Origin of the sequence: Posidoniimonas corsicana (genome assembly GCF_007859765.1) — a bacterium.
GTDB classification, from domain to species: Bacteria; Planctomycetota; Planctomycetia; order Pirellulales; family Lacipirellulaceae; genus Posidoniimonas; species Posidoniimonas corsicana.
Genome location: NZ_SIHJ01000001.1, coordinates 2,506,356 through 2,523,488 on the forward strand (window position 1 = coordinate 2,506,356; position 17,133 = coordinate 2,523,488).

At 65.9% G+C, this 17,133-nt stretch carries 18 protein-coding genes, 1 tRNA gene and 1 pseudogene; 15 read left to right on the top strand and 5 right to left on the bottom strand.

Annotated elements, in window-relative coordinates; translation table 11 throughout:
- Positions 1 to 230 precede the first annotated feature (230 nt).
- From KOR34_RS09620 to KOR34_RS09640, 5 genes are all read left to right on the top strand, one after another.
- Positions 231 to 2,186: a hypothetical protein gene (locus KOR34_RS09620; RefSeq protein ID WP_146564377.1), complete on the top strand. Its 1,956-nt coding sequence runs from the start codon at positions 231 to 233 to the stop codon at positions 2,184 to 2,186.
- A 208-nt stretch (positions 2,187 to 2,394) separates the two neighbouring features.
- Entirely contained in the window at positions 2,395 to 2,619 is a 225-nt protein-coding gene (locus tag KOR34_RS09625; protein ID WP_146564378.1) for a helix-turn-helix transcriptional regulator, read from the top strand.
- Complete coding sequence (locus KOR34_RS09630; RefSeq protein ID WP_146564379.1) at positions 2,616 to 3,125, top strand: hypothetical protein; 510 nt, start codon at positions 2,616 to 2,618, stop codon at positions 3,123 to 3,125. Before KOR34_RS09625 ends, KOR34_RS09630 begins: the two co-directional genes overlap by 4 nt.
- Positions 3,112 to 3,645, top strand: coding sequence for a DUF669 domain-containing protein (locus KOR34_RS09635; RefSeq protein WP_146564380.1), 534 nt, complete (start codon positions 3,112 to 3,114; stop codon positions 3,643 to 3,645). Before KOR34_RS09630 ends, KOR34_RS09635 begins: the two co-directional genes overlap by 14 nt.
- The gene (locus tag KOR34_RS09640) at positions 3,629 to 4,618 is read left to right on the top strand and encodes a DNA primase (RefSeq protein ID WP_146564381.1); all 990 of its coding nucleotides are present in this window, start codon (positions 3,629 to 3,631) and stop codon (positions 4,616 to 4,618) included. The genes KOR34_RS09635 and KOR34_RS09640 overlap by 17 nt, the downstream gene beginning before the upstream one ends.
- Here KOR34_RS09640 and KOR34_RS09645 read toward each other — a convergent pair.
- Entirely contained in the window at positions 4,586 to 5,032 is a 447-nt protein-coding gene (locus tag KOR34_RS09645) for a hypothetical protein (RefSeq protein ID WP_146564382.1), read from the bottom strand. The two genes, KOR34_RS09640 and KOR34_RS09645, sit on opposite strands and share 33 nt — an antisense overlap.
- Positions 5,033 to 5,134: 102 nt before the next feature.
- On the opposite strand from KOR34_RS09645, the gene KOR34_RS09650 reads away from it, so the two are divergent.
- The 5 genes and pseudogenes from KOR34_RS09650 to KOR34_RS27480 form a co-directional block, all read left to right on the top strand.
- On the top strand, positions 5,135 to 6,079 hold the full coding sequence (locus tag KOR34_RS09650) for a DnaB-like helicase C-terminal domain-containing protein (RefSeq protein WP_146564383.1): 945 nt from the start codon (positions 5,135 to 5,137) through the stop codon (positions 6,077 to 6,079).
- A 123-nt stretch (positions 6,080 to 6,202) separates the two neighbouring features.
- Positions 6,203 to 6,517: a winged helix-turn-helix transcriptional regulator gene (locus tag KOR34_RS09655; protein ID WP_228714562.1), complete on the top strand. Its 315-nt coding sequence runs from the start codon at positions 6,203 to 6,205 to the stop codon at positions 6,515 to 6,517.
- 103 nt (positions 6,518 to 6,620) lie between these two features.
- Positions 6,621 to 6,833, top strand: a complete 213-nt coding sequence (locus KOR34_RS09660; protein ID WP_146564385.1) for a hypothetical protein — start codon at positions 6,621 to 6,623, stop codon at positions 6,831 to 6,833.
- Positions 6,834 to 6,886: 53 nt separating this feature from the next.
- Positions 6,887 to 7,555, top strand: coding sequence for a hypothetical protein (locus KOR34_RS09665; protein WP_146564386.1), 669 nt, complete (start codon positions 6,887 to 6,889; stop codon positions 7,553 to 7,555).
- A gap of 674 nt (positions 7,556 to 8,229) precedes the next feature.
- Positions 8,230 to 8,886: pseudogene (locus KOR34_RS27480) on the top strand (site-specific integrase); the annotation flags it as partial.
- 306 nt (positions 8,887 to 9,192) lie between these two features.
- Here the strand turns inward: KOR34_RS27480 and KOR34_RS09675 are convergent.
- The 3 genes from KOR34_RS09675 to KOR34_RS26600 form a co-directional block, all read right to left on the bottom strand.
- Positions 9,193 to 9,266: transfer RNA gene (locus KOR34_RS09675), tRNA-Arg, on the bottom strand.
- A 100-nt stretch (positions 9,267 to 9,366) separates the two neighbouring features.
- Positions 9,367 to 9,600 carry a hypothetical protein gene (locus tag KOR34_RS09680; protein ID WP_146564387.1) on the bottom strand — a complete coding sequence of 78 codons (234 nt, stop codon included), beginning with the start codon at positions 9,598 to 9,600 and terminating at the stop codon, positions 9,367 to 9,369.
- 21 nt (positions 9,601 to 9,621) lie between these two features.
- On the bottom strand, positions 9,622 to 10,299 hold the full coding sequence (locus KOR34_RS26600) for a DUF6677 family protein (RefSeq protein ID WP_197531287.1): 678 nt from the start codon (positions 10,297 to 10,299) through the stop codon (positions 9,622 to 9,624).
- 111 nt (positions 10,300 to 10,410) lie between these two features.
- On the opposite strand from KOR34_RS26600, the gene KOR34_RS26605 reads away from it, so the two are divergent.
- Positions 10,411 to 11,457, top strand: coding sequence for an NAD(P)/FAD-dependent oxidoreductase (locus tag KOR34_RS26605; RefSeq protein ID WP_197531288.1), 1,047 nt, complete (start codon positions 10,411 to 10,413; stop codon positions 11,455 to 11,457).
- Between the two features lie 17 nt (positions 11,458 to 11,474).
- On the opposite strand, the gene KOR34_RS09690 is transcribed toward KOR34_RS26605, so the two are convergent.
- Positions 11,475 to 12,542 (bottom strand): hypothetical protein, encoded by a 1,068-nt coding sequence (locus tag KOR34_RS09690; RefSeq protein WP_146564389.1) that lies wholly within the window; start codon positions 12,540 to 12,542, stop codon positions 11,475 to 11,477.
- A 413-nt stretch (positions 12,543 to 12,955) separates the two neighbouring features.
- On the opposite strand from KOR34_RS09690, the gene KOR34_RS09695 reads away from it, so the two are divergent.
- Genes KOR34_RS09695 through KOR34_RS09710 form a run of 4 tightly spaced genes read left to right on the top strand, consistent with a single transcriptional unit; the run spans position 12,956 to position 17,132 of the window.
- Positions 12,956 to 13,486 carry a TIGR03546 family protein gene (locus KOR34_RS09695; protein ID WP_197531289.1) on the top strand — a complete coding sequence of 177 codons (531 nt, stop codon included), beginning with the start codon at positions 12,956 to 12,958 and terminating at the stop codon, positions 13,484 to 13,486.
- Entirely contained in the window at positions 13,486 to 15,252 is a 1,767-nt protein-coding gene (locus tag KOR34_RS09700) for a TIGR03545 family protein (protein ID WP_197531290.1), read from the top strand. The genes KOR34_RS09695 and KOR34_RS09700 overlap by 1 nt, the downstream gene beginning before the upstream one ends.
- A 59-nt stretch (positions 15,253 to 15,311) precedes the next feature.
- Complete coding sequence (gene mch, locus KOR34_RS09705; protein WP_228714563.1) at positions 15,312 to 16,265, top strand: methenyltetrahydromethanopterin cyclohydrolase; 954 nt, start codon at positions 15,312 to 15,314, stop codon at positions 16,263 to 16,265.
- Positions 16,266 to 16,268: 3 nt separating this feature from the next.
- Positions 16,269 to 17,132, top strand: a complete 864-nt coding sequence (locus KOR34_RS09710) for an ATP-grasp domain-containing protein (protein WP_146564393.1) — start codon at positions 16,269 to 16,271, stop codon at positions 17,130 to 17,132.
- Position 17,133: the final 1 nt, after the last annotated feature.

The following is a 17,133-nucleotide window of genomic DNA, read 5'->3' on the forward strand; positions in this document are numbered from 1 at the left end:
GGCCGTCCCCGTGCGGGGCAGCCCCCTGCCGATCGGTACAATTCTTGGTTCGCGGCATGGTGAATGTCGGTGGTAGGGGGCGGCGGAGTGCGGCCCTCGTTGGACCCACAGCCGTCGCAGCGGATACAATCACAGCGGGGATAGGGCGACGGCCCGAACCGCGGTTTCCTGACCGCCTTCCCCCCCAATTTCTTTCAGGATTCTCACGGCCGCAACAGGAGGCGGTATCGGTGGCGCTTTCGGACAAGATCCGGTTCGCAGCAGAGCCGGAGGGCGAGCCCGCGGACATCGTGCTGGGCACGCTGGAGAAGCTCCAGCAGATTCTACAACCGGACGGGCCGGCCCCGTTTTCGACGACGGCAGCAACCCCGTTCATGGGCGCCTGGCGAACGCTGGAGTGCGCCCTCGTTAATGTCCGCGGCGAGATCCACAGCCCTCCCCCGGGCCGCGGCCTGCAGTCGCTCTGGCTGTGGGTGGTAGCCCAGCGAGCGAAAGCGGTTCAGGAGGCCGCCAATCGTTCGGGAGGGGTGGCCGATCGGCTATTGCACGACGACGAAAACCTGCGCTGGCTGATCTCCAATGGTTGGCACTTAGGGGTGCAGGTCCGCGGCTGGGCGGCGCGACGGGGGCCGGATCTCGGCTCGGTGCTGGAGCCCGATTCGAACGCGGCGACGCGGCTGTGGGCGCTGGTCAACGAGTACGCCAGCTTGTCGGAGGATGGTGCCCCGAATGCGAAGGAAGCCGGCGAGCTGCTCCGGCAAGCAGGGCGGCTAGTGCTGGAGTGTGTTGAGCAAGGAGAAGTGCCCGACTGGCTTACCGAAGATCCGGCGCTGTGCGAGCGATTCTTGTCGGACCTCGATTCGCCCGAGCGGTTCTTGCGGAGCGTGCTTCCTGCAGAGTTCACCGCCAACGACCTTCGCAGTTTGGTGAATCATGTCGCCCCGCGGGACTCGTCGGAGCAAACCGAGGAAACGCCCAACACTGGGTCAACAGCCGACGTTCTCTCTGGGAATGGTAGTTCTCCCCCGCGCTCAGCTCGGGAGACTCTGGTAGCCAAGTTCGCTCAGTTTGCGGACAAGCTCGCAAGTTCAAGAGCAAAGTGGATGGACGGCTCGATGGACTACTCGATCGGGACGGCTATCCACTCGGCTTGGTTGCATGACTTACTCGTAAATGAGCCCGCCGTCCATAGGGCGGTTGGCTGGGTAGTCGAGAATCCGCCGCCTGCAGAAGCAGCTAAACAGCACCGTTCCAGCTATTCGCGGACCGGGCTCCGATACCCGCGATCACAGCAAGAAATGATGAAGGAGGCTGTGTACTTGGAGGTGTTCAATCTGATGCACTCAACGGGTCAGATTGAGGAAGGGAGAGCAGGCGGAGAGCAGATGTGCCGGCGGTTGGCGAAGATTGTAGAAGGTGATAACCAGATCGCCACGAGAACACCGGAAGGTGAAGTTCAGTCTCCCCAGGTTCACACGCAAACGCTGAGTTGGCTTCTAAGTCAGTTGCAGGGGTACGAGCTCTATGACCGCTTGGCCAAAGAACAGTTTGCCAAAATCAAGCGAGCACCCGCGCTAGGATCAGTCGAGGCCCACTACGATTCAGTAGGGCGTGAACGCCGTCAGTCTGCCAATCAGTTTCTGCGTGACATCAGTGAGTGTCCCGGGTCGGATCGACTACGGGCCTACTGCGATGCAAACAATGTTGAGTGGTCGAAACGCGGGATTGAGCACCTTCGAGGGAAGCTGTGCGAATCGCTCGACTGTGCGCCCGCCGAGATCAACCGGTTGTCACTGGTGGCCTTTAGAGAGCGATTGCGGGAAGTGGTCAACGGCGTTGCTTCTGATGTTAGTTCTGGCTCTAGCGGGGCCACGCCAGCCGAGGCTGATGCTCAGGAGGCTGGGGGCGACGAGAACCGATATTCACGTCTCGAAGATCTAGTACCGGCACACCGCAAAGCCTACTACTCGTTCCTCTACGCTGAAGCAAAAAGTGAGAGGCGTTTGGAAGACCGGGACGCCTATAACTGGCTAAAAGAGAATGGTGTCGATGACGCTGAGCGTTCGGAATTGCAAGACTACGAGTTGCCGGCGTTCGATACGTGGAGCCGGTATCTCCGATTTGCCCGGAAGGCTCTAGACGAACGCAAGTACACACCGAGAAGTGGTCGCCGACAGTCCGGTTGACGCGACATCCGCGGGACCGGATTCTTTTCAGAATCCGGGGTTTTGTCCCCCCGCAACGCAAGTTGTTACTTATCAACAACTTGTCTAAGTCCCGCCTCGCTGCAAACCGGATTCTTCGGGGTCCGGTCTCTGGGTTGTAAATGGCAAATGTTGTCCGCCGAGTGGGTCGGCTGGCAACGTGCCGCACCCTGAGACCGGAGTTCCTGATATGTCTCCCCCCGTAGAATCGTCGCCGGCGAAGCTGCTCGACGTTCGCGCCGTCGCCGAGCGGCTCGACTGCTCAACGCGGCACGTCTACCGTCTGGCCGACGCTGGCCGGATGCCCGCCCCTGTTAAGCTGGGGACCCTTGTCCGCTGGCCGCAGCAATCGGTCGACGACTGGATAGCGGCCGGCTGCCCTAATATCCGTCAGCTGAAGGGGGGCCGCCGATGACCCCTCGCAACCGCGACCAGCGGCCGCCCGAGGGCGAGCGCCGCAAGGACGCCGCCCTGCTACTGCTCGAAGCCCGCCGAGAAAGCTACGTCCGTCAGGCGAGGCGCGTGCTGCTCGAAATCCTGCTGCGGGACGGCATCGCCACGATGGACGACGTCAGGGCGGCGGTTGAGCTGCCCGACGGCGTGAACCCGAAGCTGTTCGGCGCGGTGCCAACGGTGCTCGCCCGGGCCGGCGTCATCCGGCGGGATGATTGGGTTCCGACCCGAAGAGCCGAAGCCCACGCTCGGCGCCTCACCCGCTGGCGGCTGGCCGACGTCCGCAAGGCGGAGCGGTGGCTCGCCGCTCACGAGCCGCTGCCGGATCTGACCACCGGCGATCAGCTGGCGCTGCCGTTTGACGAGAAAAAATCGCCGACCGCCCCCTCTGCCAAGAAACGGGCGGCCGGCGAGTGGACTGGATCGAATCCCATCACAGGAAAGGACTCAAACCATGGGAAAGCTTAGCGAAATTTTGAACGCCGGTGGATACGGCGGCGACGATTTCACCAGCAACTGGGCCAGCACTGCCGCGGCGGGCGACTTCGACCCGCTGCCGGCCGGCTGGTACATCTGCCGGATCGAGTCGGGCGAGTTGGACGCCAGCAATCGCGGCACGCCCGGCTACAAGCTCACGTTCGTGGTGCTGGAGGGCGAGCACGAGGGCCGCAAGCTGTGGCAAGACCTCTGGCTGACGCCGGCGGCGCTGCCGATGGCGAAACGCGACCTGCGGAAGCTCGGCATCGTCGAGCCATCGCAGCTAGAGCAGCCGCTGCCGTCAGGGTTCCGCTGTCGGGTCCAGGTAGCTCTTCGCCGCGACGATGACGGGACCGAGCGCAACCGGGTGCGGCGGTTTGATGTCATCGGCATCGACACGCCCGAGCCGGACGCGTTCGCGCCTGAACCGGAAGAGGCGCCAGCCGCTCCTGAGGCGCCGCAGCAGCAGGACCTCGATCTGAAAGGGGGCGCGGATGTCCCGTTCGAGTGATCGACAGCCTGCCTATGGCTTTCGCATCGTCGGGGACTGCCGGAGCGAGCGGCGGCTGGTCGATTGGCCAGCCGCCCTCTGCGGCTACGCGGCGTGCGATCCGGCGGCTGAGGTGGAAAGCGAGGGCTACCTCAGCGCGTTCACGTTCGGCCCGGAGTTCCGCCAGCGGCACGACGGCTGGCGCGTCGACGTGCGGGGCTACGACGGCCCCTGTGGCGGAGACTGGCTATGGTTTGACCTCGACAGCGAGGGCGACCTCGACGCGGCTCACGATGGCGCCAAGCGGCTCTGTGCGGGCCTGGTCGAACGGTACGCGCTCGACGAGTCGGCGCTGCTGATCTTCTTCAGTGGCTCGAAGGGGTTTCACGTTGGCCTGCCGCTCTCGGTGGCAGGATCTCCGCCGGCGTCCGGAGATTTCAACACGATCGCCCGGGCGGTGGCCGAGCAGCTCGCCGTGCGGCAGCGGGTTGACATCGACACCGGTGTGTTCGACAAGGTCCGCGCCCTCCGGGCGCCGAACAGTCGGCACCGCAAGACGGGCCGCTACAAGCGGCGGCTGACGTTCGACGAGCTGCTGGCGCTGTCGCTGGCGACGCTCGTGCGGATGGCGGAGGAGCCCAATGCGTTCGAGCTACCGCCGCCGCCCAACCCGCACCCGGCCGCGGTAGCCGACTGGCAGCAGGCGGCCGAGCTGGTCGCCGTCCGGCGCAGCGCGATTGCCGAGCGGCGGGCCGACCCTAACGCCAGGCTCAACCGCCTGACGTTGGATTTCATCCGCGACGGCGCCACACACGGCGACCGGCACCGGCTGCTTTTCAGCGCGGCGGCCAACCTAGCGGAGTTTGGCTGCCCGGCGCCGCTGGCGGAGGCGCTGCTCAGCGAGGCCGCGCTCGACAGCGGATTGCCCCCGTCGGAAGTGCGGCGGCAGATTGCCTGCGGACTAGCGTTCGCCAGTCATGGCAGCGTTAACTAGCCAACCGAGCGCAGTTATGCCGCTGCACGTAGCAACAAGTGACGATAGACCTCGCAGGAAACCGGGTTGAACGAGCGGCACCAAGAGCAACCAGAGGAAAGCAAAGCAAGACCACCAAAACACTTTTGCTTCCCGTTGGCTATTGGCCTGCTCAATCATTGTGGCTAATTCACGCATGCGATCAGTACCGTTCAACAGCCAGGTTCCGAGTAAGCAGCTAACCACTAATACAGCCATAGAAATGAGGACTTCGGCGTTCTTTACCATGCTCCTACTTAACGGCGTTGCGAGGAGAATCGGCTCTTCGAGATAGCTCAATCCTTGCATCACGCCAACGACTAAAAAACAGCGGGCGAAAGTCTGGAGGACATCGAATAGGCATATTGCAAGGACTTCGTTCGTCAGCTTTTGCATAAGTCTTAGTAAGTGAAGCGTCTAGCTCCACTTTTGCGTGGGGGACAACTTAAGTCAGAAACCTTGCCGTCGTTTGACAAAAGATAAGCTGGGAGACACCCAATGCGAAGTAGCTTAATCAGGGCCAACTACCAGACCGCGGCCGACGCATTCGACCAGTGGCGGGAGAACCTGCTGACCGGCACGCCGCCCAAGCTCTACCCGGTGGGCGAAGGAGAGCTGGCCCAAATCGAGGTCGGCCCGCACCTGGTCACGCTGTTCGGCGGGGCGCCGGGCGCAGGCAAGACGGCGTTCGTGATGCAGTCGGTCGTCGACGCGCTGCGACTCGACCCTGACCTGCGGGCGGTGGTGCTCAATATCGAAATGCCGCCTGCGGTGCTGCTCGACCGGCAGCTGTCGCGGCTGTCGGGCATCCCGGCTGAGATGATCCGCTACCGGCGGCTCGGCGAGGAGCACGGCGAGCGGCTCGACGCGGGGATGTCGGCGCTGGAGGAGATCGCCGAGCGGCTCTGCTTCGTGCGACCGCCGTTCGATCTGGCCAACTTGGCGGCGACTGCCGACGCGTTCGGCGGCGACTTGGTGACGCTCGACTACATTCAGAGAATCGCGCCGCCGGGCCAGCACGGTGACAAGCGGGGCGCGGTCGACGCTACGATGAACTACCTCCGCCAGTTTGCCGACGCCGGCGCCGCGGTGGTTGGCGTGGCGGCGGTCGGCCGGTCGAAGGATAAGTCGGGCCGCTCGACCTACGGCGGAGACTCGCTGTCGCTGGCCAGCTTCCGGGAGTCGAGCGAGCTGGAGTTCGGCGCCGACGACGCGTTTATCCTGGCGCCGGACGACGACGATCCGAGCCCGGTCCGTTGTGTGACGCTGAAGCACCTGAAGGCGCGGCACACAGAGCCCCGCGACCTGCGGCTGCGGTTCGACCGGACCTGTCAGAGCTTCACCGTCGACGACGGCGGCCTGCCGGACAGCGGCAAGTTTGAATCGGCAATCTCCGACCTGTGGAGCCGCACCACCGCGGCCGAGGAGGAGAGCGTATCGTGAGCGAACCCCGCAAGCTCCGCGGCGCTGCCGCCGATGACGCCGCCGAGGCACGAGCCGAATCCTAACGAATCGAAACGCAGAAAAGGTCGAAGCGCCTCGACTCGCACTCCGAGCCGGTTCGCGGTGCTCAACGCGTTCGTCGACGTCACGATGGCGGACCTCTGCCGCGGCGACATCGCCGTTTGGTTGGTGCTCTATCGCGACACACGCGACGGCACCGCCCGGGCCTCGCAGGCCGACATCGCCCGTAGGGCTGGCCTGAGCGTTCGCGGCGTCCGTACCGCAGTGCGGCGGCTAGAGCGTCGCGGCCTGCTGCGGTGCGTCTACCGCGGCGGCCTCAACCGCGGCGTCAGCCGCTACCGGGCGATCGCCACGGCGGAACCAATGAGTTCTGCAGTACAGAGGAACCCTGCGCGCCGCGACGGAGGAACCAATTAGTGCCTATATCCCATAAGGGACCAGAAGGGCGCCGCGCCCCAGAGTGGGGCGGGCACATGAGAAAGGCTTGCGGCTGGCCGGCAATGTGTGTAAGGTTTGTTACATGCGAAAGAGGCCAACCCAACCGCCGACCCTGACGGAGACGCTCCGCGCCGCCGTGAACGAGTCGCCGCTATCGTTTCAGGCGCTCGAACGCGAAACCGGCGTCAAGCGGCAGGTGCTGATGAAGTTTGCCCGAGAGGAATCGGGGATGCGGTTGGAGACAGCGGATAGATTGGCGGTGTACTTCAAGTTGAAGCTCGTGGCATCGACGTAGCGATCAGCGCCTGGTCACTAGCAACCCTGTGCGACAACTCATCGAGGAAGAAGATGGACGGACAAGGTAGCGAGAAAGGCTCGCAAGTGTTGGATAGCGACATCCCAAGCAAGCGGTTTCCCAAAAGAGCCCCGGACAAACTCTATTGGGAAGATCCGGACCACGACACCCATATGCCGGATCGGCTTCTGTCTGACGCAATGTGGAACTATGAGCTAGCATCGAGAGCCGCCATTGACTCTCCGGAATGCAGGCGAGCGACTTGGGCATCGGTATTAGCTGCATTCGCAGCGTTTGAGGCGCACGTGAACGACTATTGCTACCGGTTGGTTCGGTCAGCTGGAAGCGATCTCGGCGAGTTGGAACGCAACGTGTGCGACGAGAAATACAGCGTTCTAAGGGAGGGACAGTTTAAGAGAGAGAAGAAGAACTATCCGCTCGAAGATCGCTACACGTTCTTGTACACGTATCGCCATCAGGAACCACTCAACAAGACTACAACTGAATGGCGGAACTATCTTGAGGCCAAGAGAATAAGAGACCAGTTGACGCATCCAAAGCCGCCACTCGCATCGCCAAGTCCGGATGATGCGAAGCAGGTGATTGAAGCAGTTCAGGGTATGCTGCGTGTGCTTTTGAAGGACCCAACGTACTTTAACGACCTTATCGCAAGCTTCGAATCACTACAGAATTGGGTTCAGCAGACAGAAGGTAGGTTCTGATGGCCACAATCTACCGCAAGACAATCACCCGTAACCTCCCCGACGGTGCCGAGCTATTCAAACGCAAAGGCGAACGCCTCGCCCGTTGGCGTGACCGCAGCGGCAAGCGTCAGACGGCCCCGGTGATTGAGGGGCGCGACGGCAGCCTGCGTATCCGCACCGAAGCCGGCACCTACACCGCCAAGTTTCGCGACGGCGCCGGCGTGGTCCGTGAAGTCGCCACCGGCTGCAAAACCAAGGATGCCGCGCAGGCGGTGCTGAGCGAGCTGGTCGAGCGCGCCGAGCGGGTCCGGTCGGGCATTGTCTCCGCCAGCGACGATGCGGTGCGGGATTGGCTCTCGACGCCGATCGCCGAGAGTATCTCAGACTACCTCGACTCGCACCGCGACCGTGGTAGCTCTGGAAACACCCTAGAGGGAGTCGAGATCCGACTGAATCGTCTGGTCCGCGATCTACGGCTCGTGCAGTTGCGGGATCTCACGGCGGCGGGTTTCGAGAAATGGCTGGCGGCCCGTCGGGAAGAGGGGATGGCGCCTCGCACCCGCAACAGCTACCTCGAAGTCGCCAAGGCGTTCGGTAATTGGTGCGTCAACGGTCAGCGGCTGGCCTCCAACCCACTCACCCGGATTGGCAAGGTAGACCAGAACAGCGATCGGCGGATCGTGCGGCGGTCGATGACGCCGGCGGAACTCGAACGGCTGCTGTACGTTGCCCGCTGGCGCCCGCTAGCAGAGCGGGGCCGCTTGTCGGAGCCGACCGATCCGAGCGAGCGGACCGGCGCCCGTGATACCTGGAGGCTGACTCCGCTAGAGTTCGACAACATCGACGACGCTTTGCAGCGGGCAAGGAAGAAGCTAGCGAAGAAGCCCGAAGAGATTGTCAGGCTAGAATCGCTTGGACGTCAACGCGCCCTGATCTACAAGACGCTGGTGCTTACGGGCCTTCGGCGCGGCGAGCTGGCCTCGCTGACGGTCGGATCGCTCGAACTCGACGCCCCCCTACCCTACGCGACCCTAGAGGCGTCCGCCGCCAAAAATCGCAAACGCACCGAGGTGCCGCTGCGGGAGGACCTTGTCGCCGACCTGCGGATTTGGCTCCGGGATCGGGACGCGGAGTCGGCCGCGGTTTCCGTGCCGCTGAGGACGTCACAGGCCGACGCGGCAAGCCTACCGCTGTTCGAAGTCCCGCGCCAACTGGTCAAGACGCTCGACCGCGACCTCGCCGCCGCCGGCATCGCCAAGATTGACGACCGCGGCCGATCGCTCGATGTCCACGCCCTGCGGCACAGTTTCGGCTCGCTGCTGTCTGCGGGGGGAGTCGCCCCTCGCACCGCACAGGCGGCAATGCGGCACAGCTCGATCGACCTGACGATGAACGTCTACACCGATCCTCGGGTGTTGGACGTTGCCGGCGCGTTAGACTCCCTGCCGGCGCTACCTCTTAATCTGGGCCGCCCTGATGACCACCGCCAGCGGGCCACCGGGACCGACGATCGAATGGTTGCACCAACGGTTGCACCAAAATCTGGGCAGCCTAGCAAATTGAGGGCTACCGCTGACAACTCGCCGCGCCGACCGCCCGACCCCAGCACAGCAAAAAACCCCGAGAAACCAAGCGTTTCCCGGGGTACGGTAGAGCACGCCCGGCAGGACTCGAACCTGCAACCCCTGGTTCCGAAGACCAGTGCTCTATCCAATTGAGCTACGGACGCGTGTCTGAGTAAGTATCCGCGATAAGAGCTGGCGGGGGAATCCCTGGAAGGGGAGTCAGTGCGGTGGGTTCACGGGCAGACGGAACGTGGCGTCGGTCGGCTACTGCAGCCAAGCCATGAATTGCAGCACGGCTGTCACGACCGCCATGAACACCAGCACCCAGCCGCCGAATCGGAGCGCGTGCGTCAGGATGTCTTTTGGGTCCTCGTGGCGGGTGCCGGAGAAGACCAGGCTTACACTGACGATCAGCGGCGCGGCGTACCACAGCCGGGTCTCGGCCAGCAGGAGCGTGGCGAGCGGCGAACTGAGGAGCGCGGCGAGCAGGCAGATCATGGCGGGCCCAAGGAGTGACGGTTAGGCGGCGTCGGGTTCGGGATCGGCATCCGGGTCGGTTTCGTCGGCCAGGTGCGCCTGGACCAGAGGCCCGCAGGCGGCGTCGTAGATGACCAGGATGTTCAGCAGGCCGGCGATGACCGTGTACATCGTGCCGACCTCAAACGCGAAGCCGGCGTCGTAGTTCCACTTCGCAAGCTCGTTAGGGTGCCGCACGGTGTTGCCGAGGCTGTCGCTGCTGACGTGGCCGTCGCCGTCCATGTCGGGTGGAGAGAACAGGCCGCCGAGAAGCGGCGGGCGTCCCTTGAGGGCCCGGTCGCGTTGCACCAGAGCCGGCAACGCCACGCTGCCAACGCCCGACTGGCAGATGAACTTCCAGTGCGAGCCGCCGACCTGAACAAGCGTGCGGAACACGCCCCGCGACGGCGCGCCCGCAGGCGTGCCGAACGGCGCTGTCGACGCGTGCACCACCTGGGCCATCGACTCGCCGCGGCCCTGCCCGACGTAGATGCCGAACACCAGCAGCGACCCGACGCACAGCATGAAGATGGCGCCCTTCACGTTGCGGCCCTGGTAGAAGTGCCCCAGGCCGGGGACCAGCCAGGCGAGCAACGCCGCGAGGCCCCGGTTCTTGAGGTCCAGGTCGTAGTGCTCGACCGTGGCGGCGGACGAGAGGAACACGTTGTGTTTCTTCGACATCGGGGAACAGAGCTGGGGCGGGGCGGCCAAACAGCCTATTGTAGGCCTTTTGGCCGGGGACGCTATATCGCCTGGGCCACGCTCAGCGGACAGGACCAGGGGCGGCATCCCGTGGCGCAACCGGACACTCTGGTGGTGGGGCAGGGGCTGGCGGGCACTACGCTCGCCTGGTCGCTGCTGCTGCGCGGCGGGCGGCCCTTGGTCATGGACGCGGCCGCCCGCCCCGCCGCATCCAGGGCCGCCGCCGGGCTGCTGGCGCCGGTGGGCGGAAAACGGCTGGCTTTGGCATGGCGGGCGGAGCAGGCGTGGCCAGCGGCCGTGCGGTTCTACCGCGAGGTCGAAGACCGGCTGGGCGTCGAGCTGCTCAGCGAGGCGCCTATCGTGCGGCTGTTCGTCGACCCGCAGCAGCGGGCAGAGTTTGACCGCCGGGCCTCGGGGCCGCTCGGGCAGTGGTTGGTCGCTGAGGATGCCGGGGTCGATCCACGGGTGTTCTTCGCGCCGCTGGGGGGCTGCCAGGTGGTTGGCGGCCGGCTGGATGTCGGCCGTTTTCTGGACGCGTCTCGCGCGGAGTTTGCTCGCCGCGGGCTGCTGGTAGAGGAGGACCTGCCAGCCGACGGGCTTCGTGAGACCGAACACGGGGTCGCCGTCGACTCGCTCGGTTCTGTACTACCCCGGGTGGTTCTCTGCCGTGGACTCGCGGAACGCGACGGGCGCCCATTGCCTTTCGAGCCCGCCAAGGGGGAGACGCTCACCATCCGCGCGCCGGGCGTAAGTGAGGGGCGGGTGGTGCAACGCGGCGTGTGGCTTGCGCCGATTGGAAACGCGTTGTTCCGCGTTGGCGCTACGTTTCATCCAGGCGCGGCGGACGTTCTTCCGACAGTCGCTGGGCGCCGCGAGCTGGAGTCAAAACTGGGAGAGCTGCTGAGGCTGCCCTACGAGGTAGTCGACCACTCAGCCGCGGTGCGTCCGATCGTGCGTACGCGGCGGCCAATCGCGGGCGCGCTGCCGGGCCGCGATCGCGTCGGGGTGCTGAACGGCCTGGGCGCATCTGGAACGCTGTGGGCGCCCTGGCTGGCCGGGCACTACGCGGACCATCTGCTGTCTGGCGAGCCACTCGACCGCGAGATCGACGCCGGCGTCAGGCTGGCGCCGGGGTAGCGGCGCTGAGTTGTGGGTCAGCCGCCGCGGCGGGCGTTCTTGCCATCGTTGCGGCCGTTCTTGTTGCTTCGCGCGACCGTGATCGGCGTGGGCCGGTCGAGCGGGGCGTTGAACGACTCGACCGAGGCGATTTCGAGCATCGCCGACGCGACTACCGCTGCGGCCTGCTCTCGTCGCTGCGGGTCGTGGCGGAGGTTGTAGTCGAACTCGAGGTGCATGAACGCGGCGCCCTCTTTGCGGGAGTGCTGCCCCTGGACGTTCTTGGTGGCCGCCAGCGAACGGAAGCGGTCGCCGGGCGAGTCGCCGTTCACGCGGCGGTTGCGTTTGGAAGTCGGATCCAGTGTGTTGTAGACGTAGCTGGGGAAGCCGTTCTGATCGAGCCGCTCGTCGAGCTTGAGCAGCTCCTTGGTCACGCCTCCCCCGCCGGTCGACAGAATCAGCTGCGCGTCCGCGGGGAAGTCGTGTTTGTGCGCGGCGAAGCCGTGGACCTGGAGCACGGGGAGCAGGGTCTGCCCGCCCATCCAGGCGGAGTGGACCTGATGGAACACCGACTCGACGAAGTCGGGCAGGTCGGCTTTCTTGCGGTGGGCGCCCGCGATCAGCAGGCCCCGCGCGCCGCTCTCGAACACCTTGGCGGCCAGCGGGGCGGTCTCCGAGTCGCCCAGCGGGTGCGGCGCCTCGACGAGGGCGTTGAACTTGGGCTCGGGGTTCAGCAGGTAGGCGCCCCAGCCCCGCAGTTGATCGACCGCGGACAGGTCCTCGCGCAGCACGTAGTAGCGTGAGCGGGAACCGGTGTCGTAGAAGTCGACCAGCTCGTAGCCGATCTGCGCGGCGGTCACGGCCGCCTGATGCAGCTCGCCGACGGCCATCAGGGCCGCGGCGCGGCGCGCCAGACGCAGCGCGTCACCGGGCGCGACGTACGGCCGGCTGTCCTCCTCCGGGTGGCGGAGCAGGTAGTCCTTGCTGGTGAGGCGCTCCACGAGCGCCGGCAGGGTCCCGGTCTCTTCAACAACGCCCTGGGCGCTCGCAATCCCGGCGGCGCCGCCGACCAGGCACGCAATCCCTGCGCACAGCTTCGTCCACATAGCATTCCCCTCAGGGTGTTGGCCCCGCGGCAGTTGGTAGAAGACTGCGGGGCCAGGTATAAAGCCGCGGAATTGTGACGTCAGATTCGAAACGGGGCCACACCATTTCGCGTCGCCCGAAACACTGGTTTGCGCCGCAAGCACTGCTGTCGCAATAGGTTGCGCCGATGGTCCTAAAAGTCCACCAAATAAATGGGCAACCGAACACGTGTTGCAGCCAGCAGGACCGAGCCGCCAGAACAAGCCTATCCCGCCTCGCTTCGCCAGTCGGGCAATCGCCGGCATGACGTCGGACCTGCGGTTGGCCCCCGGCCGACTTTTCCGCTTAAGGCGGTTGTAGCGATCGGCCGATCCATGGGGGTGGATGCGCAACGGCTGCGCGCCCAGTTCCAGGTCCCTGCCGGATGCCAACCATGCTATCTCTGCTGCTGCGGCCGTTGCGACAGACCGTGGGTGTTCTGATGGCGAACGACTCGCCGCGTCAGGTGGCCGCCGGCGCCGCGCTCGGAATGATGCTAGGGCTGGCGCCGAAGGGCAACCTTGTCGCGGTCGCGCTCGGCGTGCTGCTTTTCTCGCTGCGTGTGAACAAGCCCGCGGGGTTGGCGACCGCGTCGCTGTTCTCTTGGATAGGCCTGGCGTGCGACCCGTTCTTCCACCGCCTGGGCGCCAAGCTGCTGCGGATCGAGGGCCTGCAGACCCACTACGCCTGGCTCTACGAGCAGCCGCTCGGCCCGTGGATCGGATTCAACAACACAGTTGTGCTGGGCGCACTGGTTACCGGCCTGTACCTTGCCTACCCCTGCTACCTGCTGGCCCACCTGGTCGCGGCCAAGCTGCAACCGCCGGTAGCTAAGTGGCTGATGCGGTACCGTGTGGCCCGCGCGCTGATGGGGATCGACTTTACCTCGCGGCTGGGGGCCGCGGGGCTCGAGGGAGGATCATGATGAGACTCTTCCGCTGGGGCTACATCGTCCCCCGCCTAATCGCGTTGCTGCTCTTGTACCTGTTCTCGGAGTTCGGCGTCGGGCTCTTGGTCCGCTACGCCGCCGTGCAGTCGGGGCAGGCGGCGGTGGGCGCGAGGGTCGAGGTGGCTGGCAGCTCGGCGTCGCTGCTCGGCACACGGGCGGAGCTCACCGGGATCTCGGTCGCCGATCCGCGCGACCCGATGACCAACCTCTTTGAGGCCCAACGCCTGTCGCTGGACTTTGATTCGTCCGCCGCCCTCCGCAGGAAGGCCTGGGTTAGCGAGGGCGAGCTGAGCGGCCTGCGGTTCGGCACGCCTCGCGACACGTCGGGCGAACTGCCCGCCCGGCCCGAGGCCGAGGAGTCCGAGGGCGGGTTCGCCCTGCCGAATCTCGTTACTGCCGAGGCAACCGACAAGTGGCTGTCAGGGGTTCAGGACCGCTTCACGGCCGACTTGCAGCTCGAGTCGGTCCGGCTCGCTAAGGAGCTGAGGCAGAAGTGGCCGACCGAGTACGCGGGCCTGGAGGAGCGGGCTAAGCGGCTGCAGGCAGACATCAAGGCGTTCACCGCCAGGGTAAAGGACGCGCGGGACAACCCGCTGCGTAATGTCGAATTCCTACGCGGCGTGCCCGAACAGGTGACGCGGTTCAAGTCGGAGCTGACGGCCATCCAGGAACGGCTGAAGCGTCTGCCGGACGAGGTGCGGGCCGACCGCGAGGCGATCGCCGCCGCGCGAAGGGCCGATGAGGCGATGCTGCGAGAGAAGCTTGACTTCAAGAATATGGACGCGTCGTCGCTCAGCACCTACCTGCTCGGCGAGCAGATTTCCGGGCCGGTCGGTGAACTGGTTGGGTGGGTGCGTTGGGCCCGCCGGCTGGCGCCCGCCAGCGGAGACGCGGGCGACGAGCGCGGCCGTGGCGTCGACGTGCTGCCGCGCGGCGTGCGCCCCACGCCCGACCTTCTGGTCCGGTCGCTGCGGCTCAGCGGCGCGACCCGGCTTGCGGGGCGTCCACTGGAGTTCAGCGGCGTGCTCTCCGACTTTACCACCCAACCCCGCGTGCTGGGGCAGCCGATGCGGCTCAGCCTCGCCACGACCGGCGCGGCGCCGATTGAGGTGCGGGCGAAGGTCGACCGCAGCGGCGACGTTCCGACCGACGAGCTCATTGTCGACTGCCCAGCGTTGTCGATCCCGCGGCTCGCGTTGGGCCGATCCGACTCGCTGGGCATCACGGTGGCGCCAAGCACCGCGGCGCTGTCGATCAGCCTGCAGATCACCGGTGAGAAGCTGGTGGGCGACATGCAGCTCGTTCAGCACAACGTGCGGGTGACGCCCCACGTCAAGGCTTCCTTTGGAGGGGTGATCCAGGACGTGCAGCTAGAAGACTCGCTCGCCAAGCAGCTGTCGCAGACGCCGCAGCTTGTCACGACCGTCACGCTATCGGGTGAGCTGAGCCAGCCAGAATGGAAGGTCTGGTCGACGGCCGGCCCGGCGGTTGCCGAGGCGATGGACAACGCGGTCCGCGAACTCGCCGGAAGTCAGGCCAAGAAGCTCCTGGCTGATGGCCAGCAGGTAGTGACGGGCGAGCTGCAGCAGCTGACCGCCGAACTGGACGAGCTCAACAACCAGGTCGCCGCGGCGTTGGGCGGGCCGGCAGACGCGTTGCAGGCGCTGGCCGGGAGCGTCGGTGGCGGCGCCGTGGGTGGCATCGGCAGCCGGCTGGCGCCGGTGGGGTCGTTGTTCAAGTAGCGGCTGGTTCGCTACGCTAGGGGCGTTCTATCTTCTTCATCGCCCAGCGAAGCATCCTTGTGCCTGGCCCCCAATTGAATCGGCTTGCGCTTCAGGTCGCCGACCGCATGGCCGCGGACGCCGAGCGGCTGCGGATCAGCGTCACCGAAGACGACGGCGCCCGGTTGATCGACTGCGGCGCCGCCGTGCCGGGCGGCGTCGAGGCGGGGCGTCTGCTTGCCGAGGCGTCGATGGCCGGACTGGGCGCCGTCACGGTCGCGGCCACCGCGGTCACCGGAGAGGAGGGGCCCGCGGCCGTGGTCCGCACCGACCACCCCATCGCCGCGTGCATGGCCGCACAGTACGCCGGCTGGGAGGTGAAGGGGGACGGTTATTTCGCAATGGGGTCGGGCCCAATGCGGGCCGCGGCCGGACGCGAGGACCTGTTTGCCGACATCGGGTTCACTGAGCAGGCCGAGGCGTGCCTCGGGGTCTTGGAGACCAACACCGCTCCTCCGGCGGAAGTCTGCGCCGACATCGCCCGCAAGTGTGGGGTCGCGACTGACAACCTGACGCTGCTGTACGCCCCCACCAACAGCCTTGCTGGAAACCTGCAGGTTGTCGCCCGCAGCGTCGAGACTGCGCTGCACAAACTCCACGAGCTCGGGTTCGATCTCAATCGGATCCAGAGCGCATGGGGGACGGCGCCGCTGCCGCCCGTGGCGGGCGATGCGCTGACCGGCATCGGCCGCACCAACGACGCGATCCTCTACGGCGGGCAGGTGGTGCTGTATGTGCGGGGCGACGACGACTCGCTGGCCGCCATCGCTCCGCGGCTGCCGAGCGGCGCCTCGCCCGATCACGGGCGGCCCTTCGGCGAGCTGTTCGCCGCCTACGACCACGACTTCTACAAGATCGACAAGCTGCTGTTCAGCCCCGCCCGGGCGACACTGGCCAACCTCGACACGGGCCGCTCCCACGCTGCGGGCGAGGTGCTGCCGGATGTTCTGCGGCAGTCGTTTGGGTTGTCGTAGTCGATGCGCATCACGGTTCTGGGATCGCCGACAAGCTGGTACGCCAGTGATCTGGCGCGCGCCGCCAGCGGATTGCACGAGTTGAGCGTCGTGCCGTTCGGTGAAATCGCCGCCGAGTTGACTTCTAGCGGTGCGGTGGTGTCCGCCGGTGGCCACGACCTCACGAACGCCGATGGGGTGCTGGTCCGCTCTATGCCGCCCGGCTCGTTGGAGCAGGTGGTGTTCCGCATGGACGCTCTCGCCACGCTCCAGAGCATCGGCGTGCGGGTGCTGAACCCGCCCAAGGCGATCGAGGCGGCTGTGGACAAGCACCTGTCATTGGACCGACTGCGTTTGGCGGGGCTGCCCGTGCCGCGAACGATCACCTGCCAGACGGCCGGCCAAGCGATCGAGGCCTACGACCGATTTGGCGGCGACGCGGTGCTCAAGCCGATCTTTGGCGGGGAAGGCCGTGGCATCACCCGCCTGCAAGACCCGGCCATCGCGCAGCGGGCGTTCCGAATGCTCGAGCAGCTTGGCGCCGTAGTTTACTTGCAGGAGTTTGTCCCGCACTCTGGCGCCGATCTGCGCCTGTTGGTCGTTGGGCAGACTGTGTTTGGCATGCGGCGTGTCAATCGAGAAGACTGGCGGACCAATATCAGCCGGGGCGCTCGAGCCGAGCCATTGGAGGTCACTGGAGAGCTGGCGGAGCTGGCGCGGCGAGCCGCGGCCGCGGTCGCGGCGCCGCTGGCGGGGGTCGACCTGCTCCCGGCCGAGGACGGGCGGCTGCTAGTGCTCGAGGTCAACGCCGTGCCGGGCTGGCGGGCGCTGTCGGCCGTGACGGGCGTCGACGTCGCGGCGGAGGTGCTGCGGCTGTTTGAGAGCTAGT